The following is a 24,910-nucleotide window of genomic DNA, read 5'->3' as shown; positions in this document are numbered from 1 at the left end:
GATGAAACGGGCCCGCCGGAGCGGGCCGTCGGACGCGGAAGACCGTTATTTCAAGGCCGCGGTGGCCGCCGCGTAGTCGGGTTCCTCGGCGATTTCGCCGACCAGTTCGCTGTGCAGCACCCTGTCCTGCTCGTCCAGCACCACCACCGCCCGGGCGGCGACGCCCGCCAAGGGTCCGCTGGCGATGGCCACGCCGTAGGCTTCGAGGAACTCGCGGCCGCGCATGGTCGACAGGTTGACCACGTTCTGCAGGCCTTCGGCCCCGCAGAAGCGCGCCTGGGCGAACGGCAGGTCGGCGGAGATGCACAGCACCACGGTGTTTTCCAGTTTGCTGGTCTCGGCGTTGAAGGTCCGCACGGAGGTGGCGCAAGTGGGCGTATCGACGCTGGGGAAGATGTTCAGCACCTTGCGCTTGCCGGCGAACTTGGCCAGGCTCACGTCGGACAGATCGCCCCCCACCAGGGTGAACGCGGGGGCCTGCTGGCCGGGCTGGGGCAGGCTTCCTTCAACCTGGATCGGATTACCTTTGAGCGTCACTTGAGTCATGGTTGTCCCCTTGGGTCATCGGATAAATCCCGATTTAAGCACGCCGCGCCGGAAAAAGCTGTGCCGGCTCAGACCGGCGCGGGCAGCGGCGGCCAGGCTTCGGCGTCGAACACCTCCGCCAGCCAGTCGATGAACACCCGCACGCGCCGCGACAGGTGGCGATGCGGCGGATAGAGCGCGGTCAGCGGCATCGGCAGCGGCCGGTGCTCGGCGAGCACCTCGCACAAGCTGCCGGCGGCGATCTGCCGGTCTATGTGGTAGCGCGGCGCCTGGATCAGGCCGAACCCCGCCTCGCAGGCGGCGATGTAGGCTTCGCTGGAGTTCACGGCCACCCGGGCGGGGAGGCGCAACGTGCGAACCGCACCGGCCTCGGTGAAGTCCAGGTCGAAACGACGACCGCTGAGGGCGGAGAAGAAATCCACGGCGAGGTGCCCCTCGAGGTCCTCCAGGCACCTCGGCCGCCCATGGCGGCGCAGGTACTCCGGGCTGGCGCAGGTCACCTGGGGCATGCCGCACAGCGGGCGCGCCACCAGGCTCTGGTCGTGCAGGTCGCCGCCACGCAGCACGCAGTCGACGCCCTCGCGAATCAGGTCCACCGGGCGGTCGCTGGCGCCGATCTCCAGTTGGATACGCGGGTAACGGGCGCAGAACGCCGGCAGGGCCGGGATCACCACTAGTCGCCCGAGGGACGCCGGCATATCGATGCGCAGCACGCCCTGGGGATTGTGGCGCGTGTCGGAGAAGAACGACTCCGCTTCCTCTATATCCGCCAGCAGGCGCAGGCAGCGCTCGTAGTAGGCCCGCCCGTCCAGGGTCGCGCTGACCTGGCGGGTGGTGCGCTGCAACAGTTGCACGCCGAGATGGCTTTCCAGTTGCTTGACCAGGGTGGTCACCGAGGCCCGCGACAGGCCCAGGCTATCGGCCGCCTTGCCGAAGGCCCCCAGCTCGACGATACGGGTGAATACCTGCATGGCCAGCACGCGGTCCATGGCGCCCTCTTTTGTTTAGAAATCACGAATGGTGAAAACACCGATACGCGGTTTATCTCACCGCCCTGAACAATTGACAATGTCGGCTTGTTCAACCACAGGAGTGCCTCCGATGAAAACCCGCCGCCTCGGTCACAACGGACCGCAGATTTCCGCCATCGGCCTCGGCTGCATGGGCATGAGCGATTTCTATGTCGCCGGCCGCGATGACCGCGAGTCCATCGCCACCGTGCATCGCGCCCTGGAGCTGGGGGTGAACTTCCTCGACACCGCCGACATGTACGGCCCCCACACCAACGAGCAACTGGTGGGGCAAGCCATCCAGGGCAAGCGCGAGCAGGTGTTCCTGGCCAGCAAGTTCGGCATCCTGCGCGACTCCGCCAACCCGCAGCTGCGCGGCGTCAGCGGCCACCCGGACTACATACGACGCGCCATCGAAGGTAGCCTGAAGCGCCTCGGCACCGACTACCTGGATCTCTATTACCAGCACCGCATCGACCCGCAGGTACCCATCGAGGACACCGTGGGCGCCCTGGCCGATCTGGTACGCGCGGGCAAGGTACGCCACCTGGGCTTGTGCGAGGTGGCGCCCGCCACCCTGGAACGCGCCCATGCGGTGCATCCGATCACCGCGGTCCAGACCGAATACTCGCTGTGGACCCGCGACCCCGAGGAGAACGGCGTGCTCGCCACCTGCCGGCGCCTGGGCATCGGTTTCGTGCCCTACAGCCCGTTGGGGCGCGGTTTCCTCACCGGCGCCCTGAAAAGCCCGGAGGACTTCGCCGAAGACGACTACCGCCGCTTCAGCCCGCGTTTCCAGGGCGAGAACTTCGCGCGCAACCTGGAGCTGGTGCACAAGGTCGAGCAACTGGCGCAGAACAAGGGCGTCGCGCCGGCGCAACTGGCCCTGGCCTGGGTCCTCGCCCAGGGCGAAGACCTGCTGCCGATCCCCGGCACCAAGCGGCGCCGCTACCTGAAAGAGAACGTCGCGGCGGTGGACCTCGAACTCAGCGCCGCCGAACGCGCCGAACTGGATGCCATCTTCCCGCCCCGGGCCGCCGTCGGCGACCGCTACGGCGCCGAGTCCATGGCCATGCTCACCCTCTGACTCCGCGGCGGCGGCGTGCGATGAGGCGGCGCGGCCTGTCTAGCACGGCCCCCCGCCCGTCCGACGGGGACTAGGAAGTCCCCTCGGAGCGCTAGGCTGATCGGAGCCGCCGGCTGTATGCGGCGGTGACGATCGATCATTCCAAGGAGATGGAAAAATCATGATCAAAACTGTTGACGAACAACTCACCCAGGCGCGGCATTTCTTCGTCGCACCGCCCCAGGCACACCCGGCGAGCGCCCCCCAGAGCCGCATGGCTGCGGTGGCCAAACGCGACGTACAGGGCCTGGATAACGTGCCGCAGATGTTCAAGCCCACCGCGGATACCAACGGCTCGGTCATGCAGTTCAACGGCTCGCTGCCGGATACCGCCAGCGACAAGGAAAAGGCCGATTTCGCCGCCCTGCTGAAGGACCAGCAGTTCTACCTGCAGTCCGGCCTCGGCCTGGTCACCGCCTGGATGACCGCCCGCTACCAGCGCGACCCCAGGCAATGGGCGAATCCGCAGAACTGGCAGACGCCGCTGAGCAACCTGCCGGCGGAGTTCTACACCCCCACCGACATCACCCAGTACCAGTTCCGCCAGAGCACCAAGGGCCTGGAACTGGCGGGCACCTTCCTCACCACCCTGATCGGCTGGGCCAGCGGCGTGGGCATCGTGGCGTCCTTCGGCAGCTTCATCGCCACCCTGGGCGAACAGATACGCGCGGGCATCACCAGCGAAAGAACCTCAATGGACACCTACCACCTGTGCTTCGGCTACCAGCCGATCCGCGACGCTGCGGGCAATTGGCAACTGGTGAGCATCGCCGAGTATTACTTTCTCAGCTTCACCCAGGCGCAGCGGACCCTTTACACCAGTTGCAGCTCCGCGCAGATGTACGACTTCGACTTCAGCTACCAGCGGGGGCGCCTGCTGTTGAACTGGGCCAGCCTCTCCCACGAAAGCAACGCCCCGGCGCGCAAGGCCTGGAACGCCGCGATCGGCGGCGCCGCGATGGACGACGTGGAACAGGCGACGAATTTCTTCGGCACCCGGGTGAAGCCCAAGTGAGGCCCCCTCACCGACAAGGAGATTGCCATGAGCAACCCAATGCCGGCGCCGGTGCCGCCTTCGTTCTACCTGGAACTGGTGCCCCCCCGCGTCACCCCGGCCGCCGACGAGATGCTGGATGTATTGCGCGACTACCTCGGCATCCTCGACCACTACCTCGAAGGCAGGCCGGACCCCAACCTGAACGCGCGCCATGAAGCGTTCAGCAACCTGCCCGGGTTGTTCCTCAACAGCTTCATCCATGTCGAGCGGGAAGCCCGCGACGTCCGCTTCGATCCTTCCTCCCTGGCCCAGCTGCTCGCTCCCCTAGTGGAAGGGAGCCTGCCGCCGGCCGACTACCGGGGCCTGATCGGACGGCTCGCCGAGGAACTGCATGGGGCCGGGCCGCCGCTTCCGGGAGGTCCGCCGAAGCGGCTGTTGATCAACGTGATCGACCTGGAGGACGGGTATTCGACCGGGCACTTGGGTTCGTTCGAGTGTCTGGCGAGCCTGAGAGGCGCCCCCCCGCACGAGGCGATTGCCGAAAGCGGGACGCTCGACGGGGGCGGCAAGGAAGCCGGCAACCCGATCCCGTCGAAATCCGGCGAGCACCCGCTGCACCTGCATCTCGCGGTGGACTGGGGCGACCATTCGCTGGCGACGGCCAGCCTGCCCCTCGCCCGCCGATTCATCCAGGACATGCGCGACCAGGGCTATCTGGCGGACATCACCGAGCGGCGCACCTACCTGAAGCTCGTGCAGGCATGAGGTGTGGAACTTCCCCCGTCGCCGGACGGGGGAGGTTCGACGAGACCTTTATCGCCCGCCCCACCTGTCCCCGCCGGTGCCGCCTCATCGCGCCGCCGGCAATCGCGCGCGTCTCGGCTTCGCGCCTCAGAAGTCGCGTTTGTAGAACAGGTCGAGCGAGCTGGCCAAGCCGCTGGCCGCTTCCAGGTAGAGGCGCTTGGTCAACTCGTAACGCAAGGCCACCACGCTGGTCGGGTCCTGTACGCCGATGCCGTAGCGAATGGTCAGGCGGTCGGACAGTTGCCCGCTGGCGCCATCGTTATCCAGCTGGAAATCCTTGATCCCCAGGCGTTCCGCCAGGGCTCCGGTCACCGGAGCGGTGCCCGAGAGGCCCATGGCCAGAGCCGCCTGGCCCAGGGCGTTGCTGTCGTTGCCGCTGTTGGTGGGGCGCCCCAGCACCAGGTAGGACAGGGCCTGTTCCTCGCTCATCGCGGGCGTCGAGAACACCTCGGTGGTCGGGCCGTCGGCGCGCCCGTTGAGGCGCACCCCGGCGGTGACGTCGCCGATCTTGCGCACCGCCTCGACGTCCAGGTAAGGCTGGTCCAGCGGACCGGCGAATAGCAGACGCGCCCGGTTCAGTTCCAGGCGCTGGCCGTAGGCGCGATAGCGACCGTTCTTCAGGCTCAACTCGCCATGACCGCTGAGGTTGTCGCCGATCCGCAGACGTCCGGCGAGGTCGGCGGTCAGGCCGAAACCGCTGAACTGCAAGCGCTCCTCGCCCACCACCACGGCCACGTCCATCGCCAGTTGCAGCGCATCCTCCTGGCGAGGCGGCGCGCCGACGATCTGCGCGTCGCCGGAGACCTTCACTGCCTGGGGCGGCAGCGAGCGAATGGCAATCTTGCCGCTGGGCACCGCGACCGTTCCGGTGACCGCCAGGCGCTCGTCGGCCAGGCTCAGGCGCAGGTCCGGCGCCACGTCCAGGTCGGCGTAGGGCTCCACCTGCACCGGCAGGTGTTCGCCGCGGATCGCCAGGTCCAACGCCAGGGCCCGGCCCCAACCGAGGTTGCCCGACAGCGACGCCCTGCCCCGCTCGCCCGCGCGCCAGCCGCCGGAGAGCGTGGCGCTCTCGCCGAGGATGCGCGCATCCAGGGTCAGCGCTTCCAGGCGCGTGGGCAGTTCGTCGCCGGCGACGTGGCCATCGTGCAGGCTCAGGCGACCGTCCAGGGTCGGCGCCAGCAAGGTGCCGCCGAGACTGCCGCTGCCGTCCAGCCGCCCCTCCAGGGTCTCTACCTTGGCGATGAAGGGTCGCGCCACCGCGAGGTCCAGGCCGCTCAGGCGGAACTGCCCGCTCAGCGGCTTGCTGGCCGGGCGTGGGTCGAGGTGCGCCTCCACCTGCAGCTGCCCCAGGCGAGGCCCGTCCAGGCTGAGTAGGCTGTCGACCCGCTGCGGTTGCAAGCGGGTGTCCAGCTTCAAGCTGTCGTAGGAGAAGTCCACCCAGCCCTGGGGCTCTTTCAAGCGCAAGGCGCCCTTGCCCGCATCCAGGGTGACGTGCCCCTGGGGTCCGCCGGCCGGCAGCGCCACTTCGAGTTCGGCGTCCAGCATCCCCTGCCAGGCGAAGTCGTCGGGCAGCCAGCGCCCGAGGCTGGCCAGCGGGAAATCCCGCAGGCGGTAGCTGAGCTGCGGCTCCGGCGCCAGGCGTTGCTCGCCGGCGCACAGGCTGGCCGCGCCGTTGCGCCAGCAATGGGCGCCGAAGGTGATCCGACCCTCCGCGCTACGGCGCAGGGGCGCCGCCTGCTCTAGGCGCCAGCGCTGGCCAGCGCCTTCGACGTCGCCGCTGGCCAGGCGGCCGAGCCAGGCGCCGCCCTCGCGACGACCGTCGAGGCTGGCGGCGACGTTCAGCAGCGGGCCTTGCAGACGCAGCTCGAGCGCCTGCCGGAGCGGATCGCCCTGAGCGCGCAGGCTGACGTCGCCCAGGGCGGTGTCGCCGGCACGCAGGTTGCGGGCGTCGAGTTGCACACGGCCGCGCCGGTTGGCGTCCAGGCGGGCATCCACCACCAGGCGTTGCAGCCGGTTATCGGCGTAACCCAGACCTTGGCCGGTCAGGCCCAATACCCCTTCCGGCGCCTGCGCCGTGCCGCTCAGGTCGAGCCGGCCGCTGGCCTGGCCATCCAGCCCCGGCCAGAGTTGGCCGAGACGGTTCAAGGCCAGGTCGAAGCGTCCGCCGAGGCGTCGGTCCAGGCTCCCGGCGCCGCTGATGCGGTTGTCGCCCAGACGTAGCTGCACCTCGCTCAGGTTCCAATTGGCGTCGGCGCCGTGGGCTTTCGCCCGCAGGTCGGCCGGCTGCCCGCGCAGGCGCCCCTTGACGTCGAGGGCGGCTTGCAGGGCGAGTTTGCCGCCACGGTAGTCACCCTGGCTGTCGAGGGTGCCGGCCAGGCGTCCGGGCAACTCGGCGAGCCAATAGGCCGGGTCGAGGTCGCTCAGCTTCAACGCGGTGTCCCAGACGATCCCGTCGGCGAAGTCGATCCGCAGGCGGCCGTCGGCCTTGCCCTGGCCGGCGACCAGGCGCAAGGCATCGAGGCTGACCTTTCGCAAGTCGCCCTGCACCGGGCTGCCCAGGCTGAAATCCCCCGCCGGGCCGTGCAGGTCGGCATCGAAACGGCCGCGATAGGCGTCGTCCGCATAATGCAGGCTGGCCTGCAAACGGCGCACGGCCACCGGCGGTGCCTCGGCCAGCGGATACAGGCGCAGCCAGGGGAAGTCCTGCCAGTCCAGGCGCGCATCGGCGACCAGGCCGGCGCTCCAGTCCAGGCGCCCATTGAGCTCGAGCCGATGGCTTTCGTCCGCCGCCAGGGCGAGGCGCTGGATATCGGCGCCCGTGGTCGTCGCCTGCGCCTCCAGGGCCAGCGCCAGCGGGCCGCCCTCGCCCGGCAGGCTGGCCTGGCCCAGCACCCGAAAGCCCTGCTGCAGATCGCCGCTGGCACTGAGCCGTAGCTGTTCGAGGCGCAGGGTGTCGGGCAGGTCCTCGCGGGCCTTGAAAGCGTCGGCCTGAAGCCGCAACTCGGCCGGCAGGTGCTCCGCCAGGGGCTGCACGCTGCCTTCGCCCCGGGCATCCAGGTAGCCGTGGCTGTCGAATTGCAGGGCAAGGCGCTCGCGCAGGTCGCCCTGGGCTCGCAGGTTCACCTGCCAGGCCTTGCCCTGCACCGCCGGCAGCCCGAGCACGCCGGCGAGTTCCAGCGGCCAGCCGCCCTGCGGCCTCAAATGACCGCTCAGCTCCAGGCTCAGGTCATCGCGGTGCAGGCTGAGGCTGTCGATCTGCAAGCCGTCCGCGCGCCAGGCGGCGCTCATCCGCAGGTCGCTGAAAGCGTCCTGGCCATCCAACCGGAAACGATCGATACGGATCTGCCCCAGACGCAGCGACAGCGGCAGGTTCAGTTCCGGCAACGCGAGCGGCTCTCCCGGCGAATCGCCGGAAGGCGGTATTTCCAGGGTGATCGCGGGAGTGTCGAACGCGTCGATGCACAGGGTCGCGCGCAGCAGGCAGCCTGGCGACCAGGCGAAACGCGGCTCGCGCACCTGCAGGTGGGTGCCCTGCTGGCGCCAGTCGAGCTGGGTGGCGCTCCAGCGTCCGCCCAGGCGCCCCTGGAAATCCGTGATCGTCAGCCCCGGCACTCGCTGTATCAGCCAACGGCTACCGCCGCTGGTGCCGAGCAACCCGCCCAGGCTCGCGCCGAGCAGCACCAGGATCGCCAGCAGGCCCAGGCCGACGTACAGGGCGACCCGCTTCACAGCTCGGGCCCCATGGAAAAATGCAGGCGCACTCCGCCGGGCTCGTCCAGGGCGTGGGCCAGGTCAAGGCGCAGCGGGCCCACCGGGGAAATCCAGCGCACGCCGAAACCCACCCCGGTCTTCAGTTCTTCGTCCAGGCTGTTCATCGCGTTGCCGCGGTCGATGAAACCGGCCAGACGCCAGCGCTCGGCGATGCGGTACTGGTATTCGCCGCTGCCTGCGGCCATGTAGCGACCGCCGACCTTGTTGCCGTGGCGGTCCTTCGGCGACAGGGACTGGAAGTCGTAGCCACGCACGCTCTGGTCGCCACCGGCGAAGAAGCGCAGCGAGGGCGGTATGGCGGCGTAATCGTCGGTGGCGATGCCGCCCACCTGTACCCGCCCCAGCAGCCGATGGTTGCCGCCGAGGGTCACCAACCCCTTGGCCAGAGCACTGACCCGCAGCATGTCGGCATCCGACAGCACTTCCTTCTTCGCCCCGCTGAGGTCCACCTGCAACCGGTAGCCATGGCTCGGGTCGATGCCGGAATCGCTGCGCAGCAGGTTGTAGCCGATCCCGGGCATGAGGAAATGGCTGGTGCCGTCGGGGCTGCCGTCGCCATAGTCATAGACTTCCTGCTGCCAGCGCAGCGACAGCACCCGCTGCCAGCCATTGTCCAGCTTGGATTGCCACAGGCTGGCCAGGCTCAACTGGCTGCTTTCCACGTCCTCCAGCTCCTGGTGCTGATAGCCCGCGGTGAACCGCAGGGTGTCGCTGAGCGGCGGGTCCAGGGGAATCTGATACCAGGTGCCGACGCTCTGCTCGAGCAGCGACGCCTCGGCCTCCGCGCCCAGGCTATGCCCCTGGGGGTTGAACCAGTGCCGGGTCCAGTTGGCCCGCGCGCGTGGGCCGACGTCGGTGGAATAGCCGATACCGACGCCCATGGTGCGCGGCTTCGCCAGGCTCAGCTGGACCTGCACCGGGATGCTCTGGGCCACCGCCGTCGCGGGCAGCGCATCCACGCGCACTTCGTCGAAGTAGCCGCTCTCGCGCAGGTTCTGGTTGAGTTTCGCCACCAAGTCGGCGTCGTAGGACGCGCCCTCGGCGAAGGGCACCATCCGCGCCAACAGACTGGGCAGGAAAGGGTTCTCGCCCTGGAAGGTCACCGCGCCGAAGCGGTAGCGCGGCCCGCTGGCATAGATCAGCTCGATGTCGGCGACGCCCGCCCGCGGATCGATGCGCAATTGCTGGCTGACGAAGCGCCCGGCGAAGAAGCCATAGCGCGCGGCCTGGTTTTCGATGAGTTTCTTCGCCCCCTCGTAGGCCCCGTGGTCGAGCTGGGCGCCGGGTTGCAACTGCTTGCCGCCGGGGACCTGGAAGCCTTTGAGCGCCGCCGCCTCGCCGTTCACCCGCAACGTAACCTGGCGCAGGTGCACCGGCTCGCCTGGCACCACGTCGAGGTGCAGGGTGGGCGCCTTGCCGGTATCGACTCGGCTGCTGATGCGTGCCTGGTAATAGCCGAGGGCCTGGGCCGCCAGCTCCGCCTGATGCTCGGCGCTGCGCCGGTAGCGCTGGAGGCCGTTTTCGTCGCGCTCGCCGAGGCTGCCGATATAGGCCTCGATGTTGGCCTTCAGCGCGGCGTGGGCCTGGGCGACGCGGGCGCGCCCCTTGCGCGAGTCATCGCTCGGTGCCGGCGCGTCGTCGGGCACCGGCACCTCGGCCGAAGGCCTGTCTTCGTCCGCGGCCTCGTCCGGGTTCGGGTCCGCGTGGGAAGCCTCGATCGATCCCGCCCCGTCCGGCCCGCTCGCGAGCGGGTTCCCGGCCACCGGTTCGTCCCGCGGCGGATCGGTTTCGGCGGAACCCGGCAAGGTCGAATCGATCCGGACGTCCAACAGGGCCGGTTGAGCGAAGAGGGAGGTGCTGGCACACAGCGAGCCGCACAGCAGCAGGCGGCGGAATCCTTGGTAGAAACTCATGGGGCCGGATGCTACCACGGCGTTTCGCCCTTCCGTGTACGCGACCCCGTGGACTCAGGCCTGGGGCGGCACCGCCGGGCGCGGGGCGGGATGAAAGAACACGTGTTCGCGGATCGGCCCGATGGCCACTTCGCCGATCTCCTCGTAGCCCTGCCGCTTGTAGAACTCCAGGTAGCGCGCGTTGCCGGTATCGATCACCACCCCCTGCGACCCCGCATCCTCGGCGCACCAGGCATGCAGTGCCTCGAGCAACTGTTCGCCCAGCCGCTGTCCCTGGAACTGCGGGTGGACGCCGAGCAACGGCAGGATGTGATAAGGCCCCGGCGGCAGGCAGGCGAGTACCGCGTCGTGGTAGGCCAGGTAGCGCTTGGTGCAGCGAAAGCCGGTGCTCAACAACATGCGCAGGCGCCAGAACCAGCTCTCGGTGATGTCCAGCCGGCGTTGCGGCGGCGCGATCAGGGCGAGGCCCACCAGCCGGTCGTCGATCAGCAGGCCGATGCCTGGCAGGTCTTCGCTGAAGTGCTGGTGCACCAGCTCGCGCACGGTCGCCCGCACCCGCTGGTCGTAGCCGGGTCGATCGGCCTCGAACAGGTAGGCAAAGGTGGGTTCGTGACGGTAGGCGTGGTAAAGCAGCGAACGTGCCTCGCGCGAGTATCCGCTGTCGAGCATGCGCACCTGGGCGAGACGATCGGGCATCGGGCTGACCTCGTTTGTTGTGTGGTTATAGGCCTTCCGGGACGTTAGCACGGGCCCGCCAGGGTCGCCAGGCAGGCGGCGGATGGGCTAGCATCGGGGTTTTTCCCAGCGGCGGCTCCCATGAAGATCGTTTCCTTCAATATCAACGGCCTGCGCGCCCGCCCCCATCAACTGGCGGCGCTCATCGAGAAGCACCAGCCGGACGTGATCGGCCTGCAGGAAACCAAGGTCTCCGACGACCAGTTCCCCCAGGCGGAAGTCGAGGCCCACGGCTATCACGTGCACTACCACGGCCAGAAGGGCCACTACGGCGTGGCGCTGCTCTCGCGCCTGCCGCCGCTGGAACTGCACAAGGGCTTTCCCGACGATGGCGAGGACTCCCAGAAACGCTTCATCTGGGGGGTCTATGCCGATGCCAAGGGGCAGCCGATCACCGTGATGAACGGCTACTTCCCCCAGGGCGAAAGCCGCGACCACCCCACCAAGTTTCCCGCCAAGCAACGCTTCTATGCCGACCTGCAACGCCTGCTGGAAAGCCGTTTCGCCGCGGATCGCCCGCTGGTGGTCATGGGCGACATCAACATCTCGCCGGAAGACTGCGACATCGGCATCGGCGAGGACAGCCGCAAGCGCTGGCTGCGCACCGGCAAGTGCAGCTTCCTGCCGGAAGAGCGCGAATGGTTGCAGCAGCTCAAGGATTGGGGGCTGGTGGACAGCTTCCGCCATCAGCACCCGGAGGTGTCCGATCGCTTCAGCTGGTTCGACTACCGCAGCCGCGGTTTCGAGGACGAGCCCAAGCGCGGCTTGCGCATCGACGTGATTCTCGCCAGCCGCGCCCTGCAGGACCGTTTCGGCGACGCCGGGATCGACTACGACCTGCGGGGCATGGAAAAACCCTCCGACCATGCGCCGATCTGGCTGCAACTGAACTGAGGCCCTCGGCGCTCCCGCGCCGTCGCCTATCCGGGTCTGCCCTGGCGACCCGGTAGACGCGCGTTCACCAGACCGTCATCTGCCTGACTTAATCTGCGCGGCATTCCTACCCTCCAGGTGCCAGCAGTATGACGCGCGCCCTCCTCTCCTGGCCGACCGGTCTCCGCCGGTTGGCCCTGGGTCTCTTTCTCGGATCGCTTTTCCTCCCGTCGCCGCGCCTGCGGGCGGCGCCCCTGCCGATTCCCGCGGATGGAAGCCCGCTCCTGCGCATCCAGGGTTCCAATACCTTGGGCGCCAAGCTGGGCCCGGCCCTGGTGAGGGGCTTGCTGGAGGAACAGGGCCTGGTTTCGCTGCACGAGGAAGCAGTCGCGGAAAACGAATGGAAGGTGTCCGGGCGCGACGTCCAGGGCCGCGAAGCCTGGGTCCAGGTCGCCGCCCATGGTTCGGGCACCGGCTTCACCGCGCTGCTGGCGGGCAGCGCGGAGCTGGCCGCCTCGTCGCGGCCGATCAAGGACAGCGAGGCGCTGGCCTTGGCCGGCGCCGGCGACATGCGGACGGAGCGCGCGGAACAGGTGGTCGCCATCGACGGCCTGGCGATCATCGTGCACCCCGGCAACCCTCTGGCTTCCCTCGACAGCGAACGCCTGGCGAGAATCTTCGCCGGCGAAGCGAAGACCTGGGAGGAACTGGGCGGCCAGGGAGGCGCCATACACCTGTACGTCCGCGACGAGCGTTCCGGGACCTACGACACCTTCAAGGAGCTGGTCCTCGCCACCCGTGGCAAGGCACTGGCGGCGAGCGCGCGGCGTTACGAATCCAGCGACAAGCTGGCCGCCAGCGTGGCCCTCGACCCCCAGGGGATCGGCTTCGTCGGCGTGGCGTCGGTGGGCGCGGCCCGGGCACTGGACCTGGCGGACGGGCCGGCGCGGGCCATGCCGCCCTCCACGGCGTTGATCGCCACCGAGGATTATCCGCTGTCGCGCCGGCTGTACTTCTATATCAAACCGGGCGAACCCAACCCCTGGGCACAGGCATTGATAAATTTCGCGCAAAGCCCGCGCGGGCAGGCCCTCGTCGCCCAGAACGGCTTCGTCGCGCAGACCCTGCAAGCCATCGAGAGCCCGTCCGATCCCCGGATGCCTGCCACCTACCGGCGCCTGGCGGGCGAGGCCCGGCGGCTGTCGGTGAATTTCCGCTTCCAGGAAGGCAGCGCGAGCCTGGACAACAAGGCCCGTCAGGATGTGCAGCGACTGGTCGACTACCTGGGCGCCCAAGGCAAGCTGCAAGGGCGGGTCGCCCTGGTCGGCTTCGGCGATGCCAAGACCGATCCGCAACGGGCGACCTTGCTGTCGAAACTGCGCGCCATGGCGGTCCGCCGGGAGCTGGCCAGGGGCGGCGTCGTACCCCGGGAAGTCATGGGGCTGGGCGACGAACTGCCGGTGGCGGCGAACGACGATGGCGGCCGTTATCGAAACCGGCGGGTGGAAGTGTGGCTGTACTGAATGCCGCGGCTGATCAGGGCGCGCCTTCAGGTCGGCGCGTGCGGGTTCGACCCGAACCGCGCTCGCCCCTCCTTCCACTGGACGTGGGAGACAGGTGTATCGATGCGTGGCCCTCGCGTACCAGCGCAAAGAGTGGGCGGCCTCGCGTTCGAGCGGCTCGTCCGCCGGGCATTCGCGCTGGCGGGAAGCAGGCCTCTTCGATCCACCGCCGTTGATCCTCTCCACTTGGCAACGCGCTTTCAATCGGTAAACCACCCCGTCTGGGGAGCCTGTTCGCCGTAGCCGTATTGGACCTCGGGATCCGATTCGGCCGCCTCCAAAACAGGGCGCCGCCAAGTACCCATTGAGTTGACCGATCGCTCAGCTTTCGCCTCCCGAACAGGCGAAACGACGCGAGGCGCCCCGAAGCCGACCGCCCGATCCTAATTCGGTCACGCCAAGCGGACTCTTTTCGGCTATTCGTCACATTTCCGGGCGCGAGGGCTGACTTTTTCCGCTCAGCCATTACTATTCGCGCCCCGAATTCAACTGGATAACTTTGATGAAGCGTTTTCCCGGCACCGTCGCCCGGACGGCCGGCTTGTTTGTGCTATGCATGCTCGCCCCCCTCCCCACTTTCGCTGCCCTGACCGGTTCCGCCGACGGCCACCCCGTCCTGCGCATCGAAGGCTCCAACACCATCGGCAGCGCCCTGTCCCCCGCCCTCGTGAAAGGGCTGATGCAGCAGGAGAACTTCCAGGACATCCGCCAGGACGTGAGCGCCGATCCACTGGTGCAGCGCGTCACCGGCAAAGCCGCCAACGGCCAGGTGGCGATCGTCGAGATCGCCGGCAAGGGCTCGTCCAGCGGCTTCGGCGCGCTGCAAGCCAACGGCGCGCAACTGGTGGCATCCGCGCGTCCCATCAGCGCCAGCGAAGCCGCCCTGTTCAAGGACGCCGGCGACATGCACAGCGACGGCGCGGAACAGGTGATCGCCCTCGACGGTCTGGCCATCGTCCTGCACCCGAACAACCCGTTGCAGCAGATCTCCCGCCAGCAACTCGCGGCGGTCTTCGCCGGCGAGATCAAGACCTGGGAAGAGCTGGGCGGCAAGGGCGGCGCGATCATGCTGTACGCCATGCCCGCCGACTCCGGCAGCTACCAGACCTTCACCGAAAGCGTGCTGGCGCCCCAGGGCAAGAGCATGAGCGCCGGCACCATCCTGGTCGCCGACAGCGCCAAGCTGGCCGAAGCGGTCGGGTTGACGCCCCAGGCCATGGGGTTCGTCGGTCAAGCCTACAGCGGCAAGCTGAAGACCCTGGCCATCGCCGAAACCGGCGTTCCGGCCAGTCTGCCCAGCGCCGCCGCCATCGGCAGCGAAACCTATCCGCTGTCGCGGCGCCTGTATTTCTATAGCCGCCCGCATAGCGCCGATCCCTGGGCCAAGGCCCTGCTGGAATTCACCCAGAGCCCCAAGGGCCAGGCCATCGTCGCCCAGCACGGCTTCATCGCGCAGACCGTGGAAGCGTCTGCGGTCGCGCCGACGGCGGACATGCCCGAGGCTTACCGCAGCCTGGCCGGGGAAGCGCGCAAGTTGTCGCTCCATCTGCGCTTCAAGGAAGACAGCGCCAAGCTGGACAGCAAGTCCATGCAGGACCTGCCACGCCTGCTGGACTACCTGAAGCAGCAAGACAAGCTGCAACGCAAAGTCGTCCTCGTCGGTTTCGGCGACGCCAAGGCGGATCCGGCGCGCACGGCGTTGCTCTCCAAGCTGCGCGCCATGGAAGTGAGTCGGCAGCTCGGCAAGAACGGCGTGATCGTGCGTGACATCCTCGCCCTGGGCGACGCCCTGCCGGTCGCCGGCAACGACAGCGAGGAAGGCCGCCTGAAGAATCGTCGCGTGGAACTCTGGGTCTACTGAGACTTCCGGCCCGCTTTCCCGGCGGGCCCGGCTTTCCGGCCGCCTCGCCGCCGCCCCAAGCCAGGGACGCACGTAGGCGTGCAGGCACACGGCGAGCAGGTAGAGAACCCTAGAAGTGTTCCTGAAAGTCTATCGGGATCCAGGCGGCAGGGTCCGCCTTGGTCCCCGAGAGAGCCGCCGGGTGGCGCCCGTGCAGAAGCACGCGTGCCCTTCACCCTGCTGACTGCGGACATCGATACGCCGTCGGGCGACGCCAGGTCGCCCGAGGACAGGGGGAGTCAGTCGAGACGCACCAGCACCCGACCCACCAGCTTGCCGGCCAGAATCTGCTTGATCGCATCCGGAACCTGATCCAGGGCGATCTCGTGGGCCATGGTTTCCAGATTATCCAGCTTCCATTGCACCGATAGCCGATCCCACATCGAGGCCTTCACCACCAGCGGCAGCTCCACCGAGTCGACACCCAGCAGGTTCACCCCGCGCAGGATGAACGGCAGCACGCTGGCCTTGAACTCGGCGCCGGCGGTCAGCCCGCAGCAGGCCACGCTGGCCCCGTACTTCAACGACTTCACTACGTTGAACAGAATGTCGCCACCCACCGTATCCACCGCACCGGCCCATTGTTCCTTGAGCAGCGGCTTGTCCACGCCGTCCGCCGCAGTGGCGCGGTCGAGGATCTGGCTGGCACCGAGACGATGCAGGTATTCGGCCTGCTCCAGCTTGCCGGTCGCCGCGGCCACCGTGTAGCCCAGGCGCGCCAGCAAGGCCACGGCGATGCTGCCCACTCCACCACTGGCGCCGGTCACCAGCACCGGTCCGGAAGACGCATCGATACCGGCCTGTTCCAGCTTGTCCACGCACAGCGCGGCGGTGAGGCCGGCGGTGCCCAGCAACATGGACTCACGCAGGCTGAGCCCCTTGGGACGCTTGATCACCCAGGCCGCGGGCACACGGATGTACTGGCCGAAGCCGCCCGAGGTGTTCATGCCCAGGTCATAGCCGGTGACGATCACCTCGTCGCCCGCCGCGAACTCGCCTCCGCTGGTGGCCTCCACCACACCCGCGGCGTCTATGCCCGGCGTATGCGGGTAGCTGCGGGTCACGCCGCGATTGCCGTTGGCGGACAGCGCGTCCTTGTAGTTCAGCGAGGAATAACGCACCCGGATCAGGACATCGCCCGCCGGTAGCTCGTCGATATCGCGCTCGACCACCTGTTGCTGGAATACGCCATGGGGGCTTTCGGTGACCCGAAGCGCCTTGAATCTGCTCATCTCATTCTCCTTTACTGCCAGAAACGCTGTTGGTTGAGACGGCTCAGGCCGTTCAGGAGCAGGCGATCCAGCGCCACACTGGCAGCCAACCCGACGCGTTCCTGCAGGCTTTTCTTCTCGACATAGTGCAATTGGAACAGTTCAGCATCCCGCGCCCGCTCGGCGAGGTATTCGTCGCTGGTCTTCAACTCGTCCACCAGGCCTTTGCCCAGGGCCGTGAGGCCGAGCCAGATTTCGCCCGTGGCGATCTCGTCGATGGCCAATTGCGGCCGGTAACGGGCGACGAAGTTCTTGAACAATTCATGGGTGGTTTCCAGATCCTCCTGGAATTTTTCCCGGCCTTTCTCGGTGTTTTCGCCGAAGACCGTCAATGTGCGCTTGTACTCGCCGGCGGTGAGCACCTCGAAATCGATGTCGTGTTTTTTCAACAGCCGGTGCAGGTTGGGCAACTGCGCCACCACACCGATTGAACCCAGGATGGCGAAGGGGGCGGAGAGAATCTTCTCGCCGATGCAGGCCATCATGTAGCCGCCGCTGGCCGCGACCTTGTCGACGCAGACGGTCAAGGGCACCCCGGCCTGACGGATGCGCACCAGTTGGGAAGCGGCCAGACCATAACCATGGACCATCCCACCGCCGCTTTCCAGGCGCAACACCACTTCATCCTCGGGAGTCGCCATGGTCAGCAGCGCGGTGACCTCGTGCCGGAGGTTGTCGGTCGCCGAGGCCCTGATGTCGCCATCGAAGTCCAGCACGAAGACCCGCGGCTTGCGCTCACCCGCCTTCCTGGCCTGCTTGGCCGCCTTCGCCTCCGCCTTGCGCAGCCCTTTCAGGCGTTCCTTGTCCAGCAACGAATGCTCGAGACGCTCGCGCAGCGCCTTGTAGAAGTCGTTCAGCTTGTTGACGTGCAGTTGGCCGCCCGTCTGCCGTCCCTTGCTGCGAATGGCTGCGAGGGTCAGCAGTATCGCCAGGATCGCCAAGACCAGGGTCAGGGTCTTGGCCAGAAAAGCCGCGTAATCGACAAGAAACTCCACGCACATCTCCTCGTTCGTCCAGCGCGTGCGATCACCGCCGGCGTTCTTCGTCCAGCATACCGGCGTCCCGGTTCGGCGGCCAGTTACCGGGCGGCGGCCGGGCATTCAAACAAGCGTATGTTTTTCCGTTGACAGTGGAACCGCTCTGCCCCTACCCTCGCCAGACTTCAACGTACCGGATCGCAAGCGGACGTGGGCAGCATCTACCTGATTCGACATGGCCAGGCCTCCTTCGGTGCCGACGACTACGACGTGCTGTCGCCCACCGGAATCCGCCAGGCGGAAATCCTGGGCGACCACCTTGGCCGCCTGGATATCCGCTTCGACCGGTGCATCGCCGGCGACCTGCGCCGCCAGCAGGACACCGGGCGCGCTGTCCTCGACCGCCTGAGCGCCGCCGGCGTCGTCACCCCTCCGCTGGAAATCGACGCGGCCTTCGACGAGTTCCAGGCCGACGAGGTGATCCGCGCGCACCTGCCGGACCTGCTCGAAACCCAGCCGGAAGCCCTGCACATCCTGCGCAATGCCGCCGAACACCGCGCCGAGTTCCAGCGCCTGTTCGCCACGGTCATCGGACGCTGGGTCTCCGGCGAGCACGAAAAGGATGGACTCACCAGTTGGCAGGCGTTTCGCGAACGCGTGGAAAGCGGCCTCAAGCGGATTCTCGACCAGGCGGACGACCGCCAACGCATCGCCGTCTTCACCTCCGGCGGCACCATCACCGCCGCCCTGCAGTCCATCGTCGGCATGCCGGCCATCAAGGCATTCGAACTGAACTGGCAAATCGTCAATACCTCGCTCAACCTGCTGAAATTCCGCAAGGGCGAGGTATCCCTGGCTTCCTTCAACAGTCATGTGCATTTGGAACTGTTGAAGACGCCCGAGCTCATCACTTATCGCTGAGCCACGGCCCATCGCGACTGGAACGGTCGCCAGAAAAACCCTGAACGAAGGATAGAATCCATGAGCACCGCCGACATCATCAAAAGCATGCAGTCCAAATTCAACGCCAGCGCGGCTGCTGGCCTGGACCTGGTCTTCCAGTTCAACATCGAGGATGGCGAGAACCATTACCTGGTCGTGAAGGACGGTACCTGTGACGTGCAACAAGGCGACGCTCCCAACCCGAACGTCACCCTGATCATGGACAGCGACACCCTGAAGGGCATCACCAGCGGCGAGACCGACGGCATGCAGGCGTTCATGGCCGGCAAACTGCGCGCAGAAGGCGACATGATGCTGGCGATGAAGCTGAGCGAGCTGTTCCCGGTCTGATCCGGCGCCCGCCGATCGAAAGGGAACCGGAGCCCTCGGGCTCCGGTTTTTTTTCGTCCCGCGACAATGAATCAAGCCCTTTGATCGCGGGGCAACACCCAGGTCTATAAGGGGCTTGGTCGCTTGTGAGCGGTCCCCTGGCGAATTAGATTAGCCAATAGTCGCGGGCACTCATTATAAGTAGAAGGGATACGCATGACGCTTACTGACCAGTCCACCGGTATCCGCCAAGGCGAAGAGCTCGACGCGGCGCTCATCGACCCCTACCTCAAGGCGCACATCCCCGGACTCGAAGGCACGCCGCGCATCAGCCAGTTCCCGGGCGGCGCCTCGAACCTGACCTACCTGATCGAATACCCGCAGCGGGAATTCGTCCTGCGACGCCCGCCCTTCGGCCACAAGGCCAAGTCGGCCCACGACATGGGCCGCGAGTACCGTATCCTCAACCAGCTCAACGCCGGCTTCCCCTACTGCCCGAAGGCGTACGTCCACTGCACGGACGAGACGCTGATCGGTACCGAGTTCTACGTGATGGAAAGGGTCGAGGGCATCATCCTGCGGGCCGACCTGCCCGAGGGGCTGAGCCTGGACGAGGGGCAGGCCCGCGCGCTGTGCCACAACTTCATCGACAAGCTGGTTGAACTGCACAACGTCGACTACCAGGCCTGCGGCCTCGGCGACCTGGGCAAACCCGAGGGCTACGTACAGCGGCAAATCGCCGGTTGGAGCGATCGCTACGAAAAGGCCCGGACACCCGATGCCCCGGCCTGGGAGGCGGTGAAAGCCTGGTTGCGCGAGAAGATGCCCGCCGATCACCCCACCCACGCCATCGTGCACAACGATTACCGCTTCGATAACGTGATCCTCGACCCCCGGGACCCGCTGAAGATCATCGGCGTGCTCGACTGGGAGCTGACCACCTTGGGCGATCCCCTGATGGACTTGGGCAACACCCTCGCCTACTGGATCCAGGCCGACGATCCGGCTCCGGTGCAACTGATGCGCCGCCAGCCGAGCCACCTGCCGGGGATGCTCGGGCGCCAGGCGTTCGCCGACTACTACGCCGAACGCTCCGGCATCGAGATCCCCAGCATCGACTTCTATTACACCTACGGCCTGTTCCGCCTGGCCGGTATCGTCCAGCAGATCTACTACCGCTATTTCCACGGCCAGACCCAGGACAAACGCTTCGCGCAGTTCATCCAGATGAACAAGCTGCTCGAACACATGAGCCTGAAGGTCATCGATCAATCCCGGCTGTAACGCCATCACCAGGGGAACCCCATGTCCAAGACCCAGCTATTCGATCTCGACGGCAAGATCGCCTTCGTCTCCGGCGCCAGCCGCGGTATCGGCGAGGCCATCGCCCGCCTGCTCGCCCAGCAAGGCGCCCATGTGATCGTCTCCAGCCGCAAGCTCGAGGGCTGCCAGGCGGTCGCCGAGGCCATCGTCCAGGACGGCGGCAAGGCCACCGCCATCGCCTGCCACATCGGCGAGATGGAGCAGATCCAGAACGCTTTCGCGCAAATCCGCGAACGGTTCGGGCGCCTGGACATCCTGGTCAACAACGCCGCCACCAACCCGCAGTTCTGCAACGTGCTGGATACCGACCTCGGCGCCTTCCAGAAAACCGTGGACGTGAACATTCGCGGCTACTACTTCATGTCCATCGAGGGCGGCAAGTTGATGCGCGAGAACGGCGGCGGCAGCATCGTCAACGTCGCTTCCATCAACGGTGTTTCGCCGGGGGAGTTCCAGGGCATCTATTCGGTCACCAAGGCCGCCGTGATCAGCATGACCAAGGTCTTCGCCAAGGAGTGCGCGGCCTTCGGCATCCGTTGCAACGCCCTGCTGCCGGGCCTCACCGACACCAAGTTCGCCTCTGCGCTGACCCAGAACGACAGTATTCTCAAGATGGCTCTGCAACGTATCCCGCTCAAGCGCGTAGCCGATCCGGAGGAGATGGCCGGCGCGGTGCTCTATCTGGCCAGCGATGCCTCCAGCTACACCACCGGTGTGGCGTTGAATGTCGACGGCGGCTTCTTGTCCTGATCCCGCGAGCGGGCACGAAAAAGGGGAGCCTGCGCTCCCCTTCGTTTTTTCCGCGGCGACTAGCGCCAGTCTTTCAGGGCCTGGGTCGCCACCTGGTTCATCGGCTGCGCGAGCAATCCGGTGGGCGTCAGGTTCACCGCGTAGACCGCGCCATCCGCCACCGGCAGATAGGTCACCCGTTGGGCCTGGGGATCGAAGAGGAAGAAATGGTGCTGGCCGAGGCGCAGCCAGCGCCACAGGTCGATGCCATAGGCGCTCTGCGCAAGTTGCACCTGGGTATGCTGGGCCATCTGTTGCTGTTCGATGGCGAGGAAGCGCCCGGACAGGCGCTCCAGGCGATACCCCGGTTGCAAGCCGATCAGTTCGGCCAGGCCGCGCCATTTGAACAGGCGCACGTCCAGTTGCCAGAGATCGCCATCGAGAGTGACTTGGTGTTCCTCGCCCCCCTCCAGCAGGTTGACCCGGTAGCGCTGCGCCCCGTCGGCCTGGAAACTCAGGGTCACCAGGGGCTTGTCCTCCGGAAGCGGCGCGTAGCTGGACAGGTCCTTGGCGACCATCCCGATCAGCAACGCCAGGCCGATGAACAGCATCCCGCAGGTGCCGCGCAGCCAGCCCAGCAGCCAGCGGCCGTTCGACAGGATCCGCAGCGCCACCAGCAATGCCAGCAGCGCCACCAGTGCGACGCCCAAGGCCAGGCCCACGTACTGCATGAAGACTTCCCTTCCATTTGAAATTGCCGGCATTATGCGCAGCCGGTTTTGCCGCGGCCAGACGCAATGCCGCGCAATCAGACACAGATCGAGTTTTTTATGCCTTTTCCGTTTGAGCTGGCGGTCGACCCGGTCACCCTGGTCGTACTCGCCGCCGTCGCCTTCCTCGCCGGCTTCATCGACGCCATCGCCGGCGGCGGTGGCCTGCTGACCATCCCTGCGTTGCTCACCGCGGGTCTGCCGCCACATCTGGTGCTGGGCACCAATAAACTGTGCGCCACCTTCGGCTCGGGCATCGCCAGTTTCACCTTCTACCGGCGCCGGCTGTTCGACCCGCGCCAATGGCGCAATGCGCTTCTGGCCACCGCCATCGGCGCGGCACTGGGCGCCGTGCTCGCCCATTGGCTGCCGGCGGCCTGGCTGAACCAGATGCTGCCGGTGGTAGTGTTCGGCTGTGGCCTTTACCTTCTGTTCGGCGGCACGCCGGACGTCGTCCATGCATCGGACGCGCCCATCCCGCGTGGCCGTCAATGGCCCCAGGGGCTGGGACTGGGCTTCTACGACGGGGTCGCCGGTCCGGGAACCGGCGCGTTCTGGACCGTCAGCAGTCTGCTCCTGTATCCGCTCGATCTGGTGCGCGCCAGCGGCGTGGCGCGCAGCATGAACTTCGTCAGCAACGCGGTGGCGTTGGGCGTGTTCATCGCCGGCGGACAGGTGGCCTGGGCCCTGGGAATCGCCATGGGCGTGGCACTGATGGCGGGCGCCTTCCTCGGCGCCCGCACAGCCATCCGTGGCGGCGCCAAGTTCATCCGCCCGGTATTCATCCTGGTGGTCCTGGCGTTGACCGCGCGGCTAGCCTGGCAGCACTGGTTCGGCGTCGCCTGAGCGGCGGGCCAGGTACAGGTCGATCAGATAACGCGCGATGGAATGCGGCGCCGGCAAGGGTGGCAGGCGGTCCGGGTGGAACCAGCGCGCATCCTCGATTTCGCCGGGCTGCGGCACGATTTCGCCGGAAGCGTACTCGGCGTGGAAGCCGAGCATCAGCGAATGGGGAAAGGGCCAGCTCTGGCTGGCGATGTAACGCGGCGCGTGGATTTCCACCGCGACTTCCTCGCGCACCTCGCGGCGCACGCATGCCTCCACCGACTCGCCCGGCTCGACGAAGCCGGCCAGGGTGCTGTACACGCCGCTGGCGAAACGCGGCGAGCGCGCCAGCAACAATTCGTCGCCGCGTGTCACCAGCACGATCATGCTGGGCGCCAGGCGTGGGTAGATGTGCAGGCCACAGGCCTCGCAGTGCATCGCGCGTTCGTGGGGCAGGCGCTTCATAGGCGCGCCGCAGCTCCCGCAAAAGCGGTTCTGCTGGGCCCAGGTGCCGATCTGGCTGGCATAGCCGAGCATACGGAAGGTCTCCGCATCGCTCTGCATCATCAACTGGCGCAGGCCTTGCCAGGCACAACCCGGCAGCTCGGCACCCGCCTCCGCTTCCAGCAGGAACACCGGCTCGCCCTCGAAATGACCGATGCCGTGCTCGGCGATCCAGGGCAGCTCCTGGCGCTTGAGCCATTCCCGGGGGAACAACACGCCATTGCCGTCGGCGAGAAAGCGCAGTTGGCTGTGCACCAATGCCCAGCCTCCATCCTTCGCGCTATCGAGCAACGCCGGCTGCCAGCGCACCGGGGCCGTCATGCCGCCACCGGCAGGCCCAACGCCCGCACGCTTTCGGCGGCCAGGTCGAGCACGCTGGGCTGGGTTTCCGGACGCAGCACGGCACCCGCCTCAAGGTAATACTCCAGGCTGGTGAGGGCGTCGGCGAGGGTCTCCAGCATCTGCTCGGAAGGCATCTGCGGGCTTTCCAGCATCTGCTTCTGGATGTATTCCGCGCAGGCCCCCACCAAATGGGCGGCACGCTCCTGGTTGAGGAACCAGAGCCCGCCGCGGACGGTGTGCAGGCTGAAGGGCACGTTGGCCAGATGCAGCTTGTCGCCGTTGGATTCCAGGTAGGCGGTGATGGCGCGCTTGGCCATGCCGATTCCGGCACGCGCCTCATCCACCACTACGATGCGCGCCTCGAACAACTGGTGGTCGGCGAAGGACTCGGCCTCCTGGCCGGCCGCCGCCGCTTGCGGCCGCTGCTCGGGCGGCTGGCCACGCTCCAGGCTGGCGACCATGCTCTCCACGTAGAGCACGGCATCCGCCAGCTTGTGCAGCGCCGGGGTTTCCGGTGCGGCGGCATCATCCTGGCTCCAGCCGGCCACCACCGGCAGTTGCGCGTGCAACGCGTTGCCCGCCGACGTCAGGCCGACCATGCCGAGGGTCTTGGCCAGCTTGCCGAGCAACGCATGCAGGGTGCCGAAGCTCTCGCGCTGGGCGGTGCCGCGCTCGATCAGGTCGAGCGTGTCCTTGACGCTGGCGAGCTCCTCGCGGATCGCCGAGGACAGCGAACGCATCACCGCTTGGCCGGGACCGGCCAGGCGCTGGTATTCCTCTTCGAGCAAGTGATCGGTGAACGGCAATGGCGCCAAGCCGAACAACTCGCGCACTTCGCTGGCTCGTGGCCCATGGCTGTCGGCCAGTGCCACCAGGTACAGCAGCTCCTTCATCAGGCCTCGGGGCGCTTCGTAAGCCGGCGCGCCGAGCAAAGCCTTCAACTCCCGGTCGAGCCGCGAGAACAGCTGCTTGCGCGCCTTGCGCGGCAGCAGTTGCCCATCCACCTGGGCCTCGATGGCCGCCGCGCCGATCCAGCACAGGCGCGCCCGCGGCTCTCCCGCGTAGAGGCTGTCCAGCCGTGCCAGGGCGCGGCCCATGAGCTTCATGCTGGCTTGCTGGTTCTGCTCGCGGATGAACCCGAGCAGGCCGACCTGATACATGTGGCGAAGGCGTCGGGCCTCGTCATCGCGTTTCGCCGAGGGCTCGACGGCCGCGACGACCGGCCGTTGCTGATCCAGGCGGGCGCTGAAGAAAAAGCTTTCCGGGAGCGCCGGTTGGGCGCCGGCCTGGCGCAGATCGTTGATCGCCGGCAGCAGCAGCTCGGGCATTTCCCGGCGGTGGGCGTCGACCCCTTCCAGGTAGCGGCGCAGCACGTAGAGCGCATTGCTCAGCGCGGCGAGCTGGTTGTCGCGCTCCTCGCCGGCGCTCACCGGGATGTCCATGGCCTGCTGCAAGACCTCCTGGGCCAGCAGCTCCGCGCCGGCCAACTCGATCAGGTTCAGCGTGCCGCGCACCTGGTGCAGGCTCTCGACCGCCTGCTGCAGCAGGCTGCCGTTCTGTCGCTCGACGATGAAATGTTCCAGGCTCTGTTCGGCCTGTTCCATGGTCGCGAACAATTCGTCGCGTACCAGGCTGAGGGACGTGGCTCCAGTCACCATGG

Annotated in this window: 21 protein-coding genes; 11 read left to right on the top strand and 10 right to left on the bottom strand. The window is 67.2% G+C overall.

What is annotated here, in order from left to right:
• Window positions 1–45: 45 nt before the first annotated feature.
• Window positions 46–546 (bottom strand): thiol peroxidase, encoded by a 501-nt coding sequence (gene tpx, locus OGL92_RS17060; RefSeq protein ID WP_263145767.1) that lies wholly within the window; start codon window positions 544–546, stop codon window positions 46–48.
• 68 nt (window positions 547–614) lie between these two features.
• Window positions 615–1,535, bottom strand: a complete 921-nt coding sequence (locus tag OGL92_RS17055; RefSeq protein ID WP_263145764.1) for a LysR family transcriptional regulator — start codon at window positions 1,533–1,535, stop codon at window positions 615–617.
• A gap of 112 nt (window positions 1,536–1,647) precedes the next feature.
• Between OGL92_RS17055 and OGL92_RS17050 the strand changes: the two genes are divergently transcribed.
• The 3 genes from OGL92_RS17050 (at window position 1,648) to OGL92_RS17040 (ending at window position 4,444) form a co-directional block, all read left to right on the top strand.
• Window positions 1,648–2,643 carry an aldo/keto reductase gene (locus OGL92_RS17050; protein ID WP_263145761.1) on the top strand — a complete coding sequence of 332 codons (996 nt, stop codon included), beginning with the start codon at window positions 1,648–1,650 and terminating at the stop codon, window positions 2,641–2,643.
• A gap of 160 nt (window positions 2,644–2,803) precedes the next feature.
• Window positions 2,804–3,697, top strand: a complete 894-nt coding sequence (locus OGL92_RS17045; RefSeq protein ID WP_263145759.1) for a hypothetical protein — start codon at window positions 2,804–2,806, stop codon at window positions 3,695–3,697.
• A gap of 27 nt (window positions 3,698–3,724) precedes the next feature.
• A complete protein-coding gene (locus OGL92_RS17040) occupies window positions 3,725–4,444 on the top strand; it encodes a hypothetical protein (RefSeq protein ID WP_263145756.1) in 720 nt (239 codons plus the stop codon).
• A gap of 126 nt (window positions 4,445–4,570) precedes the next feature.
• Here OGL92_RS17040 and OGL92_RS17035 read toward each other — a convergent pair whose 3' ends face one another.
• Genes OGL92_RS17035 through OGL92_RS17025 form a run of 3 tightly spaced genes read right to left on the bottom strand, consistent with a single transcriptional unit; the run spans window position 4,571 to window position 10,863 of the window.
• A complete protein-coding gene (locus tag OGL92_RS17035) occupies window positions 4,571–8,212 on the bottom strand; it encodes a translocation/assembly module TamB domain-containing protein (RefSeq protein WP_263145754.1) in 3,642 nt (1,213 codons plus the stop codon).
• Window positions 8,209–10,167: an autotransporter assembly complex family protein gene (locus OGL92_RS17030; RefSeq protein ID WP_263145753.1), complete on the bottom strand. Its 1,959-nt coding sequence runs from the start codon at window positions 10,165–10,167 to the stop codon at window positions 8,209–8,211. Before OGL92_RS17030 ends, OGL92_RS17035 begins: the two co-directional genes overlap by 4 nt.
• A gap of 54 nt (window positions 10,168–10,221) precedes the next feature.
• Entirely contained in the window at window positions 10,222–10,863 is a 642-nt protein-coding gene (locus tag OGL92_RS17025; protein ID WP_263145751.1) for a GNAT family N-acetyltransferase, read from the bottom strand.
• A gap of 120 nt (window positions 10,864–10,983) precedes the next feature.
• On the opposite strand from OGL92_RS17025, the gene xthA reads away from it, so the two are divergent.
• From xthA to OGL92_RS17010, 3 genes are all read left to right on the top strand, one after another.
• Window positions 10,984–11,796, top strand: coding sequence for an exodeoxyribonuclease III (gene xthA, locus OGL92_RS17020; protein WP_263145749.1), 813 nt, complete (start codon window positions 10,984–10,986; stop codon window positions 11,794–11,796).
• Window positions 11,797–11,924: 128 nt separating this feature from the next.
• On the top strand, window positions 11,925–13,298 hold the full coding sequence (locus tag OGL92_RS17015; RefSeq protein ID WP_263145748.1) for a phosphate ABC transporter substrate-binding/OmpA family protein: 1,374 nt from the start codon (window positions 11,925–11,927) through the stop codon (window positions 13,296–13,298).
• Window positions 13,299–13,893: 595 nt separating this feature from the next.
• Window positions 13,894–15,198, top strand: a complete 1,305-nt coding sequence (locus OGL92_RS17010; protein WP_263145746.1) for a phosphate ABC transporter substrate-binding/OmpA family protein — start codon at window positions 13,894–13,896, stop codon at window positions 15,196–15,198.
• A gap of 278 nt (window positions 15,199–15,476) precedes the next feature.
• Here the strand turns inward: OGL92_RS17010 and OGL92_RS17005 are convergent, their stop codons facing one another.
• Both OGL92_RS17005 and sohB read right to left on the bottom strand, forming a co-directional pair.
• Window positions 15,477–16,469 carry a YhdH/YhfP family quinone oxidoreductase gene (locus OGL92_RS17005; protein WP_263145745.1) on the bottom strand — a complete coding sequence of 331 codons (993 nt, stop codon included), beginning with the start codon at window positions 16,467–16,469 and terminating at the stop codon, window positions 15,477–15,479.
• An 11-nt stretch (window positions 16,470–16,480) separates the two neighbouring features.
• Complete coding sequence (gene sohB, locus OGL92_RS17000; RefSeq protein WP_263145742.1) at window positions 16,481–17,503, bottom strand: protease SohB; 1,023 nt, start codon at window positions 17,501–17,503, stop codon at window positions 16,481–16,483.
• Window positions 17,504–17,695: 192 nt separating this feature from the next.
• On the opposite strand from sohB, the gene OGL92_RS16995 reads away from it, so the two are divergent.
• The 4 genes from OGL92_RS16995 to OGL92_RS16980 all read left to right on the top strand — a co-directional run bounded on the left by OGL92_RS16995 (window position 17,696) and on the right by OGL92_RS16980 (window position 20,830).
• Window positions 17,696–18,406: a histidine phosphatase family protein gene (locus OGL92_RS16995; protein WP_263145740.1), complete on the top strand. Its 711-nt coding sequence runs from the start codon at window positions 17,696–17,698 to the stop codon at window positions 18,404–18,406.
• 60 nt (window positions 18,407–18,466) lie between these two features.
• Entirely contained in the window at window positions 18,467–18,778 is a 312-nt protein-coding gene (locus OGL92_RS16990) for an SCP2 sterol-binding domain-containing protein (protein WP_263145737.1), read from the top strand.
• Between the two features lie 195 nt (window positions 18,779–18,973).
• Window positions 18,974–20,041 carry a phosphotransferase family protein gene (locus OGL92_RS16985; protein WP_263145735.1) on the top strand — a complete coding sequence of 356 codons (1,068 nt, stop codon included), beginning with the start codon at window positions 18,974–18,976 and terminating at the stop codon, window positions 20,039–20,041.
• A gap of 21 nt (window positions 20,042–20,062) precedes the next feature.
• Window positions 20,063–20,830 carry an SDR family oxidoreductase gene (locus tag OGL92_RS16980; protein WP_263145732.1) on the top strand — a complete coding sequence of 256 codons (768 nt, stop codon included), beginning with the start codon at window positions 20,063–20,065 and terminating at the stop codon, window positions 20,828–20,830.
• A gap of 59 nt (window positions 20,831–20,889) precedes the next feature.
• Here OGL92_RS16980 and OGL92_RS16975 read toward each other — a convergent pair whose 3' ends face one another.
• A complete protein-coding gene (locus tag OGL92_RS16975; protein ID WP_263145729.1) occupies window positions 20,890–21,540 on the bottom strand; it encodes a hypothetical protein in 651 nt (216 codons plus the stop codon).
• Window positions 21,541–21,639: 99 nt separating this feature from the next.
• Between OGL92_RS16975 and OGL92_RS16970 the strand changes: the two genes are divergently transcribed.
• Window positions 21,640–22,425 carry a TSUP family transporter gene (locus tag OGL92_RS16970; protein ID WP_263145724.1) on the top strand — a complete coding sequence of 262 codons (786 nt, stop codon included), beginning with the start codon at window positions 21,640–21,642 and terminating at the stop codon, window positions 22,423–22,425.
• Here the strand turns inward: OGL92_RS16970 and nudC are convergent.
• Both nudC and OGL92_RS16960 read right to left on the bottom strand, forming a co-directional pair.
• Window positions 22,393–23,229 carry an NAD(+) diphosphatase gene (gene nudC / locus OGL92_RS16965; RefSeq protein ID WP_263145722.1) on the bottom strand — a complete coding sequence of 279 codons (837 nt, stop codon included), beginning with the start codon at window positions 23,227–23,229 and terminating at the stop codon, window positions 22,393–22,395. The two genes, OGL92_RS16970 and nudC, sit on opposite strands and share 33 nt — an antisense overlap.
• Complete coding sequence (locus OGL92_RS16960) at window positions 23,226–24,908, bottom strand: ferrous iron transporter B (protein ID WP_263145720.1); 1,683 nt, start codon at window positions 24,906–24,908, stop codon at window positions 23,226–23,228. The genes nudC and OGL92_RS16960 overlap by 4 nt, the downstream gene beginning before the upstream one ends.
• Window positions 24,909–24,910: the final 2 nt, after the last annotated feature.

Source organism: Pseudomonas sp. RIT-PI-AD, assembly GCF_025642785.1.
Classification (GTDB): domain Bacteria; phylum Pseudomonadota; class Gammaproteobacteria; order Pseudomonadales; family Pseudomonadaceae; genus Pseudomonas_T.
This window is presented reverse-complemented; position numbering and strand designations above follow the sequence as displayed.

Bases quoted from the DNA above. Each gene is read 5' to 3' on its own strand.
- OGL92_RS16970 (WP_263145724.1), top strand. From the start codon at position 21,640: ATGCCTTTTCCGTTTGAGCTGGCGGTCGACCCGGTCACCCTGGTCGTA.
- OGL92_RS17005 (WP_263145745.1), bottom strand. From the start codon at position 16,469: ATGAGCAGATTCAAGGCGCTTCGGGTCACCGAAAGCCCCCATGGCGTA.
- tpx (WP_263145767.1), bottom strand. From the start codon at position 546: ATGACTCAAGTGACGCTCAAAGGTAATCCGATCCAGGTTGAAGGAAGC.
- OGL92_RS17040 (WP_263145756.1), top strand. From the start codon at position 3,725: ATGAGCAACCCAATGCCGGCGCCGGTGCCGCCTTCGTTCTACCTGGAA.
- OGL92_RS17010 (WP_263145746.1), top strand. From the start codon at position 13,894: ATGCTCGCCCCCCTCCCCACTTTCGCTGCCCTGACCGGTTCCGCCGAC.
- OGL92_RS17055 (WP_263145764.1), bottom strand. From the start codon at position 1,535: ATGGACCGCGTGCTGGCCATGCAGGTATTCACCCGTATCGTCGAGCTG.
- OGL92_RS17015 (WP_263145748.1), top strand. From the start codon at position 11,925: ATGACGCGCGCCCTCCTCTCCTGGCCGACCGGTCTCCGCCGGTTGGCC.
- OGL92_RS17030 (WP_263145753.1), bottom strand. From the start codon at position 10,167: ATGAGTTTCTACCAAGGATTCCGCCGCCTGCTGCTGTGCGGCTCGCTG.
- OGL92_RS17050 (WP_263145761.1), top strand. From the start codon at position 1,648: ATGAAAACCCGCCGCCTCGGTCACAACGGACCGCAGATTTCCGCCATC.
- OGL92_RS16980 (WP_263145732.1), top strand. From the start codon at position 20,063: ATGTCCAAGACCCAGCTATTCGATCTCGACGGCAAGATCGCCTTCGTC.
- xthA (WP_263145749.1), top strand. From the start codon at position 10,984: ATGAAGATCGTTTCCTTCAATATCAACGGCCTGCGCGCCCGCCCCCAT.
- OGL92_RS16960 (WP_263145720.1), bottom strand. From the start codon at position 24,908: ATGGTGACTGGAGCCACGTCCCTCAGCCTGGTACGCGACGAATTGTTC.
- OGL92_RS17045 (WP_263145759.1), top strand. From the start codon at position 2,804: ATGATCAAAACTGTTGACGAACAACTCACCCAGGCGCGGCATTTCTTC.
- OGL92_RS16975 (WP_263145729.1), bottom strand. From the start codon at position 21,540: ATGCAGTACGTGGGCCTGGCCTTGGGCGTCGCACTGGTGGCGCTGCTG.
- nudC (WP_263145722.1), bottom strand. From the start codon at position 23,229: ATGACGGCCCCGGTGCGCTGGCAGCCGGCGTTGCTCGATAGCGCGAAG.
- OGL92_RS17025 (WP_263145751.1), bottom strand. From the start codon at position 10,863: ATGCCCGATCGTCTCGCCCAGGTGCGCATGCTCGACAGCGGATACTCG.
- OGL92_RS16990 (WP_263145737.1), top strand. From the start codon at position 18,467: ATGAGCACCGCCGACATCATCAAAAGCATGCAGTCCAAATTCAACGCC.
- OGL92_RS16985 (WP_263145735.1), top strand. From the start codon at position 18,974: ATGACGCTTACTGACCAGTCCACCGGTATCCGCCAAGGCGAAGAGCTC.